This is a genomic window from Paenibacillus sp. FSL H8-0537 (assembly GCF_038051995.1).
Lineage (GTDB): Bacteria > Bacillota > Bacilli > Paenibacillales > Paenibacillaceae > Pristimantibacillus.
In genome coordinates this window covers 397,836-415,010 of the sequence record NZ_CP150290.1, presented here as the reverse complement: position 1 = coordinate 415,010, position 17,175 = coordinate 397,836, and the positions used below count along the sequence as shown (strand labels likewise).

The following is a 17,175-nucleotide window of genomic DNA, read 5'->3' as shown; positions in this document are numbered from 1 at the left end:
TAAACTTGAACCTATAGGTTCAAGTTTAGAGTAGAATGGTGTCACATTCTGGTACTTTATGCTCATTGTCACTGCCAATTGCCTACGCCGTAATAAACTTTCCCTTGTTCGCAGATGGCTATTGGAGCAAAGTGAATCGGCTCTGTTCTCCCTTTATCAACAAATGTGGATACGCGGTAAGGATTATAATAAGCTTCTTTCACATATGCAATAGGAAATTCCGCATGCTGCAGCTCGTGCATGAACTCACCTTGCACATACGCATGAATGTTCTTCATCCGCTCTCGCAGCACCCGTGCTCGCCCCGACTGAGAAACTAGAAAGCGGGCATTGCTTAATACAATCCGGTCCGTATAGCCAATGACCTTTCGGGAGGAGCGACTACGTATCGAAAAACATTTTTTATGAAAATGGTAAGCAATCAATAGGCTCTGCCCCTCCTGCAAATCTGGGCATTCCTGCCTTGCATTTTCTCTCCGCATACACGTCATCCATTCTATCGGTATTACTACTTAGTATGCGGAGTTTATGCTATTTTAGACCAATAGATTTAAAATTTTGTTGCTAAACCGTACAAACACATGGAACCGTATCATCCTCTACGCTTAAATATCGCTCCAGGCCTTCTTTCTCCAGTAACTCACGATACTCACGAAGGGTGTAAGGACCCCCATTACGCTTTAGAATAGAGACATTTTTATCAAAATGCTGACGAAATTGTTCTTCCATTTCTTCCTGCTCCCGATAGGTTTCCGGCCACGTATGATACAATTGCGCATAATGCTGGAAGCCGCCTCTTACGCATCTACCGCCGCAGTTTGCATGAGAGAAGCCTAATTCGTACATAATAGGCAGCTTTATGCCCCATTCTTCCTCAATAATTCGTTTAGCATCGATTTCCTCGCGAAATGTCGAGATGAGTGGAAAACGCGTTTCTACGGACTCTAACGGAACATGTTCATAAAAATCCTTGAGATTCTCTGCTCGATGCTGCTCATGGCGTCCAATTCCAAAGTACAGAATTGGCTCAAGCCCGTGTTCATCCCTTAGCTCCTCAAGAAATATGACCGTTTGCTTAACCTTGAGCTCCTCCGAGCATTTTGCCAATCGGGAGTTGCCCATAAATTTGTAATCATAAAATACCTGCTCGGGTGTTCTGCCATCGGTACGATAGGTAATTTCCACACCTAAGTAATCAGCTACCTCATGCATAAAACGATAGTTATCTTCATGCTCCCATAATGTGTTGGTAAAAAAGAGAATGCAATTTTCTCTCCCATGGGTTTGCACCATATGATATGCAACATAAGCAGACGATGCTCCCCCGCTGTACATGGCTACATGGACCGGCTTGCGCTTCATCATAACCGTTCCTCCTTCCTTAAACCCCCATACAAGCCCTATTCTATTTCTTGAAGCAACTGGAGCAGCAGTTGTCTTATTTCCTGAGCTGTACTATCTTTTCCCCCGTATTTCAACATGTTCTTTACGTTGGCATAAAGCGTCTGAGACTTTTTGGACAATTCGATCTGCGGCTCCAAAACTTGCTCCGATGTAGCCGCAACCTCATTTTTTACAAGGAGCAGCTGCCATTCATATTTCATTTGACTCAAAAATAAATCTTGGGTTGCATCCGACCATTCTGTACGGGAAACACCAACGAGATGCTCAGAGAGCTGATCGATCATTGTAGGTCCACCCTCTGTTTTCACTAAGGTGGAGAGCTTGCTATTTTTACTAATCGCCTGATCACGAAGTTTAATGAGGTCAGCAAACAATTGTGAAAGAGAATCGAGGTTGGTCAGACTTAATACATGCTGTACCAGCTCACTCTCATTGGTTGTTATAAATGTCTCAAGCTCTCTCTTGGCATCAGCCAATTCATGTCCATAAGCCGCTAATTGCCTCATATGCATATAAGGATCAATTTCTGCAGATCGAATATGATCACGGATTTTTCGGGTTTTATTCGATACACGAGCAGTAATCTGAGCATATTTAGGAAGACTCCGAAGCCATAACAGCAGGGTGTCAGCAGTATGTACGAAGCTTACACAATTCTCAGCAGGAAGTCCGAAATGACCGCCCAGCTCCTGAAGCTGTTGCTGTTCTTCAGCCGTCCAGCTAAAGTAGCGATACTCATAAGCTTCAGCAAGCTCGACCAGCTCTAAAACCGAAGCTCCGCTTAAATGAGTGGTAAGCATGTCATGGGAATAAAACAGCAGTTGATCCCAGCGATCTCTGAGCAAGGCAACGAAGAGCAGCGGAACCACGGCGGCTCGAATACCATACGGAGCTTCCCCCATCATGGAAACCAAATATGACAGCCTTCCAATAGGTTGACTCTCAAGTCTTTGCCTCAATTCATCTCTGATTACCTCAAGCTTGCCTGTACAGCTCACACCAGTTTCCACATCAAATGCATAACCATTATTTTTCAGCACGCTCGCATAAATGAGATAGTTCGGCCCGTATCCTGTTATGCCTAGACTGGGCTCACTCGGCTGGCGGATAACACGATCAATGACATCAATTAGTGCCCGTCTCTGTATGCCAGAAATGCGATTTCGATTGAAGGCTTCATTTCGAATAACTGGCGTATCCTGATACGTATTCCTTAACCGTTCTGTTACCAGACCTTCAAGTCCTCGCAGATCTTTAATCATTCTTCGCTGCGCTCCCCAGCGCCAATCCAGCTCCTCAAATACAAAATAGCGCTCCACGAAAGCCTTAATTCTCACACTAGTCTCATGAAGCATGTAAATGAGCTCGTTTTTCACTCTCGAATCTTCTGCCAGAAATAAAGGATCTTGCAAAAGCTGCTCAATGATTTTATAGTGCAGCAGACTTGGACGAATACTTTCCGCAGTGAATTTCGGGAACGCTATACAATAAGGCGCAGCCAGTTCATTCATAACGGAATCGGGATTATCCATTTCTTCGGCATCCATATACAGGACCAGCCAAATTCGATCATCTGCTGTAAAGATGACGTTATTACCAGATTTAAGCTCTGTTATGTTTGTAAAGCGTACATCCGCATAACGAAGCATGTCCATGTCATCATTGTATTCATAGGGCATGACATACGATATAGGTAGGTGTCGCTCCAATAAGGAGAGACTTTCTCTTACATTTAGTGAAGTTGAGGCTATTCTACCTGCCACTACTGCATTCACATCAATTGAACTGCCATCATACAGCTCCCAGAGATCACGGATAGAATTATAACGAACAACCTTAGCCTTGAGCAGCTGATCGAGAGTGTACTGAGCCACTTCCAAAGTTACACCTAATGCAAAAGAAAGGAACGGCAATGTTGCGGGTTGCTTCTGATTAAGCCGGGTAACCGCCCAAAGTGTCAGCAGTTCAACCATTCGATGCTGCATAGGATGCTTATCATCGAGATAGGGTGCAATAGTATGATAGAGCTGAAGGCTAGGCTGGTCTCCATCCTCTGCCGTGGCAATATTGAAGAAATGAAACAGCTGATCCGCATAATAGTAGTCACTCTGCTGATGAACATGATCGAGCAGACTATAACGCTCGTTATCGGTTAAGAAGGAATACAGAGTTCGTTCATTTTGTCCAAAAATGTTCGACAGCTGTGGTAGCAGCAGCACCGCAACAGGGTGAAGGGGATACAAGGTTTGAATGATGCCGTGCTCCAGCTGATAGGACGTATATTCACCAAAAAGCGGATAACGCTGAAGCATCTCTAGCGGCTCCAATTCAACCGTTAGCCCCAAACACTGCGTATTGATTGGAGAAATGGCCTCCTGCGCTAATCGTAAAAAGGTAGATGCGTCCGTTTCCAAACTATAAAATCTGAATCGCTTCTCCACCTTTTCGAATTCTCCACGAACACTTTCCCTTGAATTTACTGCGTATTGTCGAATATGCTTATGCCCAACAACGAGCAAATGCATATTTTCAGCACGATCAACAAACTCGGCGAAATCCTGAAGATCCTGCATATTCAGAGTGGTGTCCGCTCCTCCAAGCGATTGTAGAAACCGACCAAATTCATCATACACAATAAACAAGCCTATTCTTTTCTTCGCAAGCTCCACATAAAGCCATTCAAGATTATCAACAAAATAGCTCTCATGTTCGACCGTCCAAGCCGTACCTGAAGTCACGGTAGGATAAAACGCGATAAAGTCCTTCGTCACATCCTCATGGCAGTTCATAATGGCAGAATGCCATTCCGTTTCCGTCCATTTATTCTCTGTCAAATGCCTCATGAAGACACGATAAGTATCAAGGTACTGGCTTTTCCAGCGTTCGACTGTACTCAAAATAGAGCTTGCCTCATTCGGCGTTGCAATTGCAACGCCTGCTAGATGAAGGGCGCGATATATCGCCTGATTTACGATTTTTCGTAAACTTCCAGTTCTTCCGTTAATGATAACCGGAATATAAATGTAATCCGAGCTGCCGAACTCACGCAACCGGGCGGCTAACTGGGTATCGATTCGTTCCGCTTGTGCAAGCAGCTGTGTCTGCCATTCCGGAGAGAACTGCTTCGACAGAAATTGGCATATAATTGTCGCAAGAAGTGATTTACCGGTGCCGTATGGCCCAATTAATAAGTGGGCATGCGCCGCGCTCTGTGTAACGCCCTCCAGAATACCTCGGAACACTTCACTATGGGAGGATGTCAGTACGTATCGTTGAAGCAGTTCCTGATTTAGCAAATCGAGCTGCAAGTTAATGCTTGAGCGGAATCCTTGCATTTAATAAGCCGCCTTCCATGCGTATGCTTTTCGCAAGAAAACATACGCGTCTTCTACCTCTATATTTAAACTATAAATCTGATTGGTCCGAACGAATTTTACGGGATAGGTGGAATCAGCATGGAGAAGCTCAAGAGCCTCCAAAATTTGGTTGGAGGATAGATGGAACAGCTTGCCCCACAACATCGGTTTTACTAATATTTCTTCCAAGGTCACGCTATTCACATCATATTTGCCACAATAATATAGCAGGTTAAAATAAAGAGCATGCAGATCGATGTGCTGTGAATCTGGGCTTCGTTTCACAAACTGTTCTTTCGTATCATAAAGAAGATTTAATCCAGAGAAAGGACTTGCTACGACCTCCTCTGGATCATCCTCGCTCTTTGCCTGCACCGTATACATTTGCTTTAGGCAATCCAAATCACGCTTCAGCGTATTGGCCGACACCTCTCGTTTATGATGCTGCTTGACCCATTCCTGCAACGCTGCAAGTAAATCATCATTGGCACTCGAACGATGACCATACTCATTAAAATACCAATACCAGGTAGTAGCTTGCTCTTTATTGGAAACCATTAGACAATGCAGGACGGCAGCTGTCAGAGGCAATCGAATGAAACGATCGTTGTCAAAAAGCAGTTGTCCAAACTGGGTCAATTGATGAATCGATTTGCCATCCTCATTTTTATCCTCAGCCATTACGGAAGTTGCTACCGCCCAGTATCTTAGCGACTTGACCATATTTTTGCCAAGCCCAATCTTCTCAAAACCAAATTCATCGTAAAAAAACTGCGGGTCTTCGTTCCGCCTTTTCATCGCTTTGGATAGCCAGTTCACCCGAAGGTAGAAGCTTTGATGATGACCGAATTTCATTGTGTAACTCCACCCTTTCCAGCGGGACTATTGCTGACTATTCCTTCCGAAGTATCTCAGCAATGCTCTCTTGACGCTTGGCGTCAAATAAGGGCTTTTCGCCCTGACAATCTCCGGCATATCCATCTTCATTAAAAAATCGCCTTTGCCGCCAAGCTTTTCCGCTCCTTCTTCGCTAATAATAATTTTTGAAGCATGATGGTCCGCCGTCTTTAGTGCTAGTCTTGCAGGTAAATTATTTCGAATATTGGTTGGAACGATATCTGCTTTAGGATTTTGGGTACAAATGAGCAGATGGATACCGGCCGCCCGCGCTTTAGCACCAAGCCGCATAATGGCGCTCTCTACTCGTCCGCTCAAGCTTTTCTCTCGCTCCATAAAATCGGCAAATTCATCGAAAACAACAACCAGCCTTGGCATCGGTATCCCCGTGAAATCGACATACTGATCGATACTTGATACGCTCTCACCCGCGAAGAGCCGATAACGCTGCTCCATCTCTTCAACCAGTTGTTCCAGCGCTGCTATCGCCTCTTCAATCTCTGTAATAACCAGCCTTGTATGGGTACGATTTTCATAAGTGAGGAACTCTACCTTTTTCGGATCAACAAATATGAACTGTACCTCTTCAGGATTGTACATACACATCATGGCCAATATAATGGCGTTAATTGTAACGCTTTTTCCACTGCCCGTTGTACCGCCAACCAATAAATGCGGCGTATTGGGGCTGGAGAAATCCATAACAATGAGTTCCCTTAGTTGACCGACACCGACAGGCGCAATCAGTTTTCCCTTAAGACGCTCAGGAGGGAATAGCTCCCTCGTCTGAGCCATGAAATTTTCAAAGTAGACAGTTTCGGGTGTTTCACGATTAATGTCAATATTGATTCTCCCGTTACGAAGATCAATAAGCGGTATTGAGGATAGCTGAAGCCACAAATAGATATCCTTCGTACGGCTCTCTACGCTGCTGTAGGACTTGTCTCCAGGTATTTCAAGGACAATGCGAATGACACTTACGCCTACAAAAGAGTCCACAATTTTGACATGAATGCCATTTTGATTAAAATTGTAGCGCAGCTTCTTCTGGTAGCTCTCTACCAAAGAGGCGATATCCTCTGATTGCTCTACCTCTACAGGCGGCACATCGAATAACGCAGCTTGCTCTGGATAGATAACAGCAGCCTCTACTGTTTCTACTGCCTCTTCCCTTCCAGCTGCAACGAACGACATGCTCGCACTTTGAAATTCCTCTAGCTGCTGCGCTGTCACGGCCTGATTGTCTTCTGTTTCTAGGCCTATCGCCATCCAAACCCCTTCTCCAGAAGTCTCTGACCCCGCCGCTGCTTCTACCTGTGCTTTTGCCTCTACCTCTGCTTTTGTTTCCACTTCTACCGCTGCTTCTACTTTCACTTCTACTTCCGCTAAGGTTCTCGCAGGCTCCTGATCATCTAATTCCTCATTCTGCTCAATACCAATCTTATCTGCGACGAACGCGGTCACTTCTTGCAGCGCTTCAAAGGATGGTATTGTCTCCTCCTGCATCGCACCCAAAGCTTTCAAAATATAAGTGCGATTATAAATATGGTTCATATATTCGTTTTGAAGCATCTCCGTCTGGTATCCATTCACATGATCTTCCATCATGCTAAGCTCAAGTAAATTAGAGGTATAGACGAATGTATCAATCGATCCTGCCAGCGAGACATCAATATCTTCGATGGGAATATCTTGCAAGTGCTTCAACAGTGAAGCATCTTGCCGATCATAGGTGTTATATTCCAGTAAATAGTAAATCAATTCTTTGCGCCATAGTTCAGCGCTAGCCGGGTGCTCATTAAATTGGAAGCGACTCTTGTACAAATGCAGACCCGCCTTAACCTGCTTTATCGCATCGTATCTTTCCGTTTCAAAAATAGTGTGCGAAATAAATTTCAGTTCCACCAGTTCAAAATGCAGATCAATTTTCTCCCTATTGCGGCGAATAGAAGTTCGTACAAGATCCGGTCTGCGAACAGAACCACTGAACCAAGGCAGCTCGTCACACAGCGAATAGATAACAAGCTCGCCCTCTTCGGCGGCCCTCGCTTCTGTTGACAAATAGATGGCCATTAGTTCATGGGCAAAGTGTCCCGGGCCAATGGCTCGAAGTACAATACCTCCTGATATTTCCTTGACTCGCTCAATTGCCTTCACGATCGTTTGTCGGTCGAGATTGTCATTCTTGAGCAGTAACGTGAATTTACGGTATAATCGGTCATAATACTCATGATCTGACAATTCGTTAGCCAGCTTCCGAATATATTTAGAGGAGGATACCAAGGTGCGAAACCCTTTATCTTTGCCTGCATTTGATTTGTACTTTATTATTTGCGCTTTGGAAGATACCTGCCGCAGCAGCGACTTATCCAAATAACGATCAATAATGAGTGACCAGTTAAATTGTTCATGCATATAGTTGATGAGTTCAGCATCTGACTGCCTGGTTAGTGAAATGACATTTCGCAGTAAATAATGTTCATCTTGCTCGAGAGCTTCACTGTTGTGTATCATATATTGCATCTGATAAAAATACTGCATCAGCTTAGGCAGCTTCTCACTAACTAGGCTTACCCGTTTAATGGCATCATCCTTTTTAAGCGGCTCCCGATAAATCGTATCAAACCAATTGTCGGAATCCTTTACCGACACTTTTTCCAAACGATATTGCACACTAGTCGACTGACCGAAGTAGTTAACCAATACACCAATATCTGCATCATGCAAAGACTCCGTTACAGCTTTCATCATGGCATTGATCGACTGCTCAGCAATGACCTGAACCTCGACCTTTGGAAAGCTATAATGCCTCTCAGCATATTGCTCTTCCTGGTTAATCCAGCTATTTAAATCCTCATAGATTGCTGCGCCTCTTGTCTCGCTATGAATGACAGCTCTCACCTTGCGGACATTTGTATGCTTGAAAATTTGATCGATTAAGCGTTTTACATAATCTGCATGTGAGCAGTATAGAAACACAATGTCCAAACAATCTCGTGCATATGGATAAACCTCAAGATAGGTTTTGACCGTAGAGAGAAACTCCTCGGCAAAGGTACCAACAAGCTGCTCCTCCCCACTACTTTTGCCGTTTAAAGCGAACGTTCCTTCTCCCATTCTTTCTTGCCGTTCAATTAGGTATTGATCCGGTCCTCCATTAACGGCAAAATAATGAGGGGAAAGGCGTGAAGTACGTTCCTGCAACTGTTGAAAATAGGCATCCATATCGCCCACTACGTTCAATGAGATCTGCTCGGAGGAAAGCCAATAGGATAATTCAGTTTTAATCAGTGAAATACGTTTGGAATAGCCCAGCAACCTAAGCGGATTCAGCAGGGTAAGAACACGTTCCTGAGCAAACCCGACTCTGTCGGTCACCTTACATTCGTAGCTGTCGTATGCACCCAGACAGCTTATATATTGATAAATATGAATAGAAATAAGAGGGAATTGATGTGCTTTTAACAGAAGAAGCGCTAACCGCTCTTCTATTTCATCAAGAGCTATGCTGCATAACCCATTTTTTAACGCCTGCATCAACTCAGCTTTATAAAATTCCACAAAACCACAGAAGGCATCTGCAGCCTGCATAATTTCTGTCTGCCCAAGCACGACATCTCCGCTTACTTTCTCTTTAACCGTATCGAGGATGTTTACTAGTCTGACATCATCACCATAATACTGCTGTACATATGGCACATAGCCATCATCCTGCATACGCTCAATCATGTCATTTAGCCTGCCACAAAACGCTTGTATGAGCTTAAACTTGCTTTTATCTACCTCTTTCCCATCCATATAGAAAACAAGTTGAAAAGCCACATCATTGCTGGACTTCTCGCTCGATACATTTAAGGAATGGACATCAAAAGAAATATAGCCTGTTAAACACTCAAGCTGAAGCAAATGGAACCTCAGTGCCTTCCCGTCCTGCTCACTGACAGCAGCATCGGTCACGCTAAGTACAAAATTCACATCCGGAAGTAAATCTTCGGAATGCTTTTCGAGGAGCAAAATGCTTTCTCTGAGCAGGGCATCACTTAGCTCTGTATATTCCGCTAGCTGCCTCTGGCGAATAATAGTACGCTCCAAGTCCTTGCGCAGCTTTGGCTGCTCCTGTAATTCACCAGCGAATTCATCCATGAACTCCTGAACTTTGTCGGGATCGGGATTGTCGTCAATAGCTTCCAGCGTTTCGGATAGCAAATCATTGCGTTCCTCTGACCATTCCCCTTTTGCCTCAATAAGCTCTTTAAAATCATTTACTCGCTCATTCAACTTTTTCTTGCCTGTTTTGAAATGCAGTGCAGCGGCCACCTCTTCATATTCATACTGAAACAAATCGAGGGATTGGTTTTGAATAAATGCCAGCGCCTGCTGTCTAAATACTTCCGGCTGCACTTTATGCCAAAGCTCATGTTCACCCTGCTCACCGGTCGTTTTTTCTATAAATTCATCAAGATTTTCAATGAATTCATCCTTCTGAGACGACCTTCCTTCCTTTTCCAGCCTGGATAATTGATAGTTGCGCTTGAGCCTAACAAATCCATCACTCTGCTTAATCTGGAGCTTGCCATCCCGGAACAATAGCAGTTGATTCAGATTACTCTGAACTTTGTCTACCATAGATACTTGCGTATCCTCTATAATGGCTGAAAGAAATGCCAACACGTTGCGCAGCTGCGGCTCAGATATTCGGCTGTACATAACCATAAAGGTCTTAAGGGTTTCCAGCTCTTCTCCATAATACCTATACGACTCTGCAAGCAGCCTATACAGCACCTCCAGTCCTTCCGTGCTAAGGAGACGAGCCTCGTCGATTGTAAAAATATTTTCCAGACTTTGCGCTTCTGCTGACCTTTCATTCATAAAAATCAGCAGTGCGTCGCCAGATGCGTTATTATTGCGCAGCCACGTACTCGTCTCATGCTCCTTGCACTGATAGCGGTCAAACCCTTCTACGCTCGTCAGTGTTCTTAAAATAGGCCGGTAGTATGTACCAAGCTTGTCCTCCGCCTCTTGAAATGCACCCAGTACATCGTGCCAGGCTGCATCGTCTATACCGGAAATTCTAGTAAACAGCTTATCGCTATTCGCCTTTTTCTGTTCGTTAAAATAGCTGAGAACTAATGCCACGACCCACCTGCCTAGCAGCTGTCTCGCGGAACTATGCATAATAAAACTCCTTTTCGCACGAATTATATGGGTTTTGAATCATTGCGGTAGCATCAGAAAACTCAATCAGCAGCCCATTGTGCCGTAGCTTCTCGCGAAGCGCTTTCTCGTTGTCCTGGAAATAACGAATATTTAATCGGGACTTCTCATATTGCCCAGAAGACTTCGCTTGGTTTTCCCCGATAACAATTCCATAATCGCCGTACAAGGTTTCAAGGAAATCATGATATTCCATTTTCTCGCCCGGCTTCACCTTTGTAAAAACGAGCATTTGTAGAAAGGAATCCGATATCGTATATCGGTAATTCATAGCCGAGCCGCGGCGATAGGTAGCAAGCCCACCGTCCCTTGACAGGACGCGGGTAATTTGAAGCTGCTTAAGTTGAGCGGCCACTACTTCGCGGACACTGCTTTTCAGCTTTCCGAGTACATCATCCGCATTGCTGCATTTGAGCAGAACTCTTCTAATAGCTTCCTTGCGACTACGCATTTTACTAAGCCCCATTAGCTCAAAAAACTTCTCCGGCTCCTCTTTCCAAAGCGGCAGCTGCTCCTCAATATTTTCAGGAGAACCGAATACCTCCTGAGCCTTCCGTCCAAATTCATCTTCAAACTTCGCTTTAAGGAAGCTCTCATGCTGCTCAAAGCTGATAGCAGCAAGCTGAGAAATTTGTTTATTTTTCCCATCCAAACAATCAAAGAAGTAGGTCATCGAAGTAGGCGCAAGAATCGACCGTTCATGCATATAGCGCGCCAATTGAAAGCAGGTAAGCGACGTAAGCAGATAGAACATTTCATGAATATCAAGATCAAGCAGCAGAAGACTCTCAAGCTCATTTCCAAAATGCTCGAATAATTGCTCATTTTCCAGCTGAGCTGCTATTGGCAATATAGGCACATTTTCGTCTTGTGAGTTAGAACGCAGCTTACAGCTATAATCCTGATAAGATTCCGACTCTTCAAAAACGGTCGTGATTTTATCAACCACTTTAGCAATAATCTTATTTTTGGTCAGTAGTTGTCGAAAGCGATTTTCTATGAATTGCCGTCTGTCTTTGTGCTTATCTGTACCATGGGCAAGCATAAGAAAATAAAGCTCGCCGCCGCGGGCAAAAAAATTACGTTCGAAAGCAAGATTTGCCCCTTTTTTACGCAGCTCCACATATAAGAGGGATTCATGAAGTGGATAAAGCGATCTTGCAAACCAGGATCGGTCTGCCTCTTTGCCTTCTGTGTCATATAGAACCACTTCTAAATTACGCAAAAACTGCTTCAGAACGACAACATCGTTTTCCTGAACCGCTTGCACCAGCTTCTCTTTTTTATTCTCTGCCAGAACCAATATAGTAGAACCCTTGCCCTCTTTGACGCCTTCAAAAATAAACTCTCTGAGACTTACCGACTTCCTGCGATAATAAATATCGTCATTAAAGGAATAATTCGCACCAAATAACACATTCAGAAACTCCAGCACATACTCAGGACCCCGCTGCCCGTCCTTGAAACGATGTCCCCAAATATCCGATGATAGCTGTGAAGTAAAATCTTCCCGCTTAGTTGTTGCTTCAACTGTAGCCATATCGCAGTGCCTCCACGTCAAATATTAATTTCGTAACGCTTGTATACGCCCTTGCCTATATCCATTGCAAACACCTGCAAAAGGAAATCATCCAACGCACTGCGATTGATTAAGTCATTCCTGAATGTGCTGAGCAATATGTCCACTTCCTGCTTGAGCGTGACGTAAAGTCCACCATCCGCAAGCCGAAGCAGATATTCAAACACCGGCAGCTTCACTTCCAAACTTGGACCATGATTCACGGTTATATATAGCTTTGAAGGCTTATAGTCGATATCTGAGCGTAATTCATCGACTTTCAATACAACCTGGCTCGTTGAGAAGGCCTCATGAATCAGCAAATTTTCATTTACGGCGAACAATTGGGTTTCCGATCGATCAATCAGCTTTTTAGAAAAGGCATGGTTTAATCCATGAATGAATGCCTTGCGTATCGAAGAACGCTTTGAAAGATCATTAAGGCTGTCTATAAAAGTGAAAAAATGCATATAAGGAACCAGTTTTTGACGCGTACCCCGTTCACCCTCATCAGATTCAAAGAAATATTTGCGTCTGAAGCCCGGCATTAGCTCTACGATTTTACTAGAATCCCTATTCCTATCTTGACTACGATACATTTCAATCTGCTTGCGATAATAGCCGAACAATAGATCAATCTCTTCACCAAATAAATCGGCATGCTTATCTACAATCTGTTTCTCGCCACTTATATCTCCATTCAGCAGATAGTCGTCAATCGAGGAAACAGACAGCTGCCCAGGGTCCAATTTACGAAAATATTGCACGGCACCCTGCTCAATAGAGCTACCATCTGGCATTTCCGTTCCATAGAAATTATTGTAGTAGGCTCGCTTAGCATGCTCTTCGATTGCTTTATAGTCCGCATGCACCACTTGCTCACAGGTCAGACCGCCGGTCAGTGTGTAGCTAATATGAATCAATATTTCGCGCATCGTCACATGAATGCCGAGACAGTCCAATAATCGATACTGCTCGACAAGTTTTTCTCTTATGCTCTCTTGAGACATTCTGCGATGATTTAAATAAATGACACAGTTAGCGGTTTTTCCGCATGTTCCGCAGTCTACCCAGTTTTCCTCTTGATTCCATTCCTCCATAATAAGACCTGCATATATAGAGGAAGTAACATCCTGCAGATTTACGAGATGAAGCTGCCCATCATTCTTTTTGTGATCCATGAATCGATCATTCACCAGCACCGATAAGGACTTTAGGGACCCACTCTGGGAAAGAAATTTCGTTAATTTCCCCTCATTAGCAGCAATCAAATAATACATATTTCCTGCATGATGGTCTTCAACCTGTTTCTGAAGATGTATCAGCCTATCGTAAATAACCGTCTCCGTAAGCTCGGACAAGTCCTTCACAATAATTAGTGTCCCTTGACTAAAAGGAACTTCTACAATTCCACTTTCTGGCCACTGATTCAGCGGCTTTCCAGTTAATGACTCATATACACTTCTGCATAGTCTTGTCTTTCCATCACCCGCATTACCCGTCATAATGACGCTGCGCGGAGACCCATTAAATATCGATAGCAAAAATTGCTCAATCTTGGTTTGAATGGATAGCCGATACGGATCGGTACTATTTGTATATTCGTCGTATATTTTGGCATGATTTGGCGACAACACGTTAAATTGGTCCAAGTACTGAACAAATGAATTCATCATATCCTCCCGATCAGTTACTCAAGTCCTAAATCTATGAATCAATAGTCATCGTTTCCATATTTTCTATCATACAAAATTTAACCTATAAGTTCAATTGAACCATAAGGGTAATTTTTCATTTTCGACAATAAAATTGGACTTTTTGGTTGTAGTTATACTGAATTTAACTAATTCTTTCATTCCAAGTAAAAAAGAACAGCCCGCAAGGGAAACCCCTGCAGGCTGTTCTTTTCATTTTCTAATCCTATACATCTTATTACTCTACCCTAAACCTGTTTAAACTCAATCCACTCCATCTGCAAGCCTGGCTTAATAAATTCCAGCTTCAGTTCATAGAAGCCTGCTTCGAGTTCGACTTTCACAAGCTTCTGTCTGATCCATTTCCCTTCGGTTCCATTCGTTTGAATGGTCGTCATCAGTTGATCGTTCAGCGTTACATTACATGCACTTTGCGCTAATTCCGTCTCTGGAGACATAATGCTGACAATGATCCGGTATTGCCCAGCTTGATCCACCTGCATAAAGGATGAACCCGCTACAGCAGGCTTCACCTGTGCATTTTGGGAAAGCACTTGTATTTGCTCTGAGGAAGCAGCCGCTGCAAGCGAAGCATTCGCCTTAAACGCTTCAACCGTCTCTACGATTTCATGTTTTCTCGAAAATACAGGCGCGTTCATAATGAACGTGCAAATATTCATAGCAGAGCGCTGCAATTCGCCGCGGGTCAACGTGCCATTTTCAAGCGATTCAATCGTATTGTCATCCCAGCCATTGATTTCCGCACCGTAGTTCGGTACCACCATGTAAAGGTCGTTTTGCGCACGAACCATCCAGTTCGTCAGTTTGCGATCTGCAGGACCGCCACCCACGGCATCGTTCATGATCGCCCACCAGTCCGTCATCACAATGCCTGTAAAGCCCCATTCGCCGCGAAGAAGCGTCGTATTCAGGTCATAGTTGGAAGCGGCCCAATGTCCGTTGATCGGATTGTAGGAGGTCATAATCGAATTCGCACCGCCCTGCTTCACGGCGATTTCAAAGCCTTTCAAATAAATTTCCCGAAGAGCGCGTTCGGAGACGACCGCATCGACCTTGCTGCGGTGCTTTTCCTGATTGTTGCAGGCAAAATGCTTCAGCGTAGCGTTAGAGCCGCCCTTCATAATCCCTTTCGTACATGCTGACGCAAATACACCCGAAATGAATGGATCTTCTGAAAAATATTCAAAGTTCCGTCCATTAAGCGGACTGCGGCGAATATTTAGGCCAGGTCCAAGAAGCGTATCAATGTTGTTTCTTAGCAGCTCCTGACCTTCCATTACATACAGCTCTTCCACTAGCTCCGTATTCCACGTTGCCGCAAGCAAGGTGCCGATTGCAACCTGAGTCGCCTTCTGACCACTGTCCATCCGAATGCCCGACGGGCCGTCTGCTGTACAAGCAACAGGGATGCCATAATTGAACAGCTGGTCGCTGACTCCGCCGAAAGCCGATGCTGTCCCCGATGTAACGAGCGGGCTGCTCATGCCCTCGCCTCTGACGATTGCCGCCAAATCCTGATCGTTAAGCTGCGCGATGAAGCTTTCCATACCGATTTCACCCTCAAAAACATCTCTTAACGTATGTCCCTGATTGCCCGTCTGCACTAGCGTTGCAGGAAGATTGTTCTCGATCCGTTCCGCCATAGAAACCTTCCGCTGCGGCACCTCTACAGAGATTAGCTCATACGAGCCATCTGTCTTCCGGGCACCCGGCTTCATTCTCGTAAAGCTTTCTGTTGGCGCCATCGCTTCTTGCAGTTGCTCCACAACTTGAAGAGTGTCCACAACATAGCCATTCTGACCTTCGACAGCCACTTCCGCTACCTTTTTCACACTCGTTCCCACATAAAAACGATAAGTGCCCGCCTCCAGCACATAAGCGGAAGGATGCCCCGTCACACCAGCGTCATCATAGGAAGCCATAGCAGAAACAGGGAAGCTAACCGTAAGGCGCTGCGATTCGCCTGGCTGAAGCAATTTTGTTTTGCCGAATGCGGCCAGCGCTTTAGCCGGTTGACCCAGCTTGCCTTGCGGCGCTTCGTAGTACACCTGCACCACTTCTTTACCAGCGAAGGCGGTTCCCGTATTCGTTACGTTGACGTCGATTTCAATGTAATGATCTCCCGCTTTGGTTGTCAGCTCGGCATCCTCCGACTTGATGTCGAACGAGGTATAAGAGATGCCATAGCCAAACTCAAACTGAACTTTATCCGGGCAAAACGTCTCAAAATAACGATATCCCACATAGATATCTTCCTCATAAACATTTTTAAATTCATTCCCGTAATTGCGAGTCGACGGATAATCGTTAATAGAATAAGCGATCGTATCCGTCAATTTGCCGCTTGGCGTCACGTCTCCAGCCAGCACATCGGCAATTGCATTGCCGCCTTCCATGCCACCCTGCCAGGAGTAGATGACACTTGCAATGGGATGCACGTAGCTTTCATCGTTCAGCCAGCTCATGTCTATAATGTTCGATACATTAAGCACGACAACGGTTTGTTCAAAATAAGCCGTCACCAGCTTCAGCATCGCTTTTTCTTCCACTGTCAATTGGTAGCTTCCGGACTCATCAGCATTGTCCTGATCTTCTCCCGCTGTACGTCCAATCACCACGACAGCCTTGTTCGACTTACTTCTTGCCTCCGAAACCAGCTCATCCGCTAAAGGCATTTCCTTCTGATGCCATGGCTCAGCCGCCCAGCCACCTCCGCCGTTATCGAATGGATTTTCTTCAATCCATTTCTCATAAACAGCCGCCAGCGCTTCATTGACGGCAGCATTCTTGCTGCCACGAAGCCCATCCAGCAGATTTGTTGTATAAGCAACATGAACGCTGCCGCCCGAACCGGTACCGCTGCGATAATAGTTCACCTGGGTTCTGCCAAAAATAGCAACGTTGTCGCCATCCTTAAACGGAAGCACCTGTCCTTCATTTTTCAATAATACGGCACCCTCTGCGGCTACCGTCCGGCTGAATTCTGCAAAACCCTCTAATGGAACTCCAATGCTTTGTGTACTCAATTGAT

Annotated in this window: 8 protein-coding genes; all 8 read right to left on the bottom strand. The window is 44.7% G+C overall.

The features are described from left to right. Positions 1-68: 68 nt before the first annotated feature. The 8 genes from MHB80_RS01740 to MHB80_RS01705 all read right to left on the bottom strand — a co-directional run bounded on the left by MHB80_RS01740 (position 69) and on the right by MHB80_RS01705 (position 17,170). Positions 69-482 (bottom strand): hypothetical protein, encoded by a 414-nt coding sequence (locus MHB80_RS01740; protein ID WP_341280551.1) that lies wholly within the window; start codon positions 480-482, stop codon positions 69-71. A gap of 82 nt (positions 483-564) precedes the next feature. Further along, positions 565-1,365, bottom strand: a complete 801-nt coding sequence (locus MHB80_RS01735; protein WP_341280550.1) for a phosphoadenosine phosphosulfate reductase family protein — start codon at positions 1,363-1,365, stop codon at positions 565-567. A gap of 35 nt (positions 1,366-1,400) precedes the next feature. Then, complete coding sequence (locus tag MHB80_RS01730) at positions 1,401-4,739, bottom strand: hypothetical protein (protein ID WP_341280549.1); 3,339 nt, start codon at positions 4,737-4,739, stop codon at positions 1,401-1,403. After that, positions 4,740-5,615 (bottom strand): DUF4007 family protein, encoded by an 876-nt coding sequence (locus MHB80_RS01725; protein WP_341280548.1) that lies wholly within the window; start codon positions 5,613-5,615, stop codon positions 4,740-4,742. Positions 5,616-5,642: 27 nt separating this feature from the next. Then, complete coding sequence (locus MHB80_RS01720) at positions 5,643-10,832, bottom strand: FtsK/SpoIIIE domain-containing protein (RefSeq protein ID WP_341280547.1); 5,190 nt, start codon at positions 10,830-10,832, stop codon at positions 5,643-5,645. Beyond that, the gene (locus tag MHB80_RS01715) at positions 10,825-12,411 is read right to left on the bottom strand and encodes a hypothetical protein (protein ID WP_341280546.1); all 1,587 of its coding nucleotides are present in this window, start codon (positions 12,409-12,411) and stop codon (positions 10,825-10,827) included. Before MHB80_RS01715 ends, MHB80_RS01720 begins: the two co-directional genes overlap by 8 nt. 17 nt (positions 12,412-12,428) lie before the next feature. After that, positions 12,429-14,105: a hypothetical protein gene (locus MHB80_RS01710; RefSeq protein WP_341280545.1), complete on the bottom strand. Its 1,677-nt coding sequence runs from the start codon at positions 14,103-14,105 to the stop codon at positions 12,429-12,431. Positions 14,106-14,371: 266 nt separating this feature from the next. Continuing rightward, positions 14,372-17,170: a glycoside hydrolase family 3 C-terminal domain-containing protein gene (locus MHB80_RS01705; RefSeq protein WP_341280544.1), complete on the bottom strand. Its 2,799-nt coding sequence runs from the start codon at positions 17,168-17,170 to the stop codon at positions 14,372-14,374. Between the last annotated feature and the right edge of the window lie 5 nt (positions 17,171-17,175).

Excerpts from the sequence above, each read along its gene's own strand:
- MHB80_RS01740 (WP_341280551.1), bottom strand. The coding sequence starts at position 482 with ATGCGGAGAGAAAATGCAAGGCAGGAATGCCCAGATTTGCAGGAGGGG.
- MHB80_RS01735 (WP_341280550.1), bottom strand. The coding sequence starts at position 1,365 with ATGATGAAGCGCAAGCCGGTCCATGTAGCCATGTACAGCGGGGGAGCA.
- MHB80_RS01730 (WP_341280549.1), bottom strand. The coding sequence starts at position 4,739 with ATGCAAGGATTCCGCTCAAGCATTAACTTGCAGCTCGATTTGCTAAAT.
- MHB80_RS01725 (WP_341280548.1), bottom strand. The coding sequence starts at position 5,615 with ATGAAATTCGGTCATCATCAAAGCTTCTACCTTCGGGTGAACTGGCTA.
- MHB80_RS01720 (WP_341280547.1), bottom strand. The coding sequence starts at position 10,832 with ATGCATAGTTCCGCGAGACAGCTGCTAGGCAGGTGGGTCGTGGCATTA.
- MHB80_RS01715 (WP_341280546.1), bottom strand. The coding sequence starts at position 12,411 with ATGGCTACAGTTGAAGCAACAACTAAGCGGGAAGATTTTACTTCACAG.
- MHB80_RS01710 (WP_341280545.1), bottom strand. The coding sequence starts at position 14,105 with ATGATGAATTCATTTGTTCAGTACTTGGACCAATTTAACGTGTTGTCG.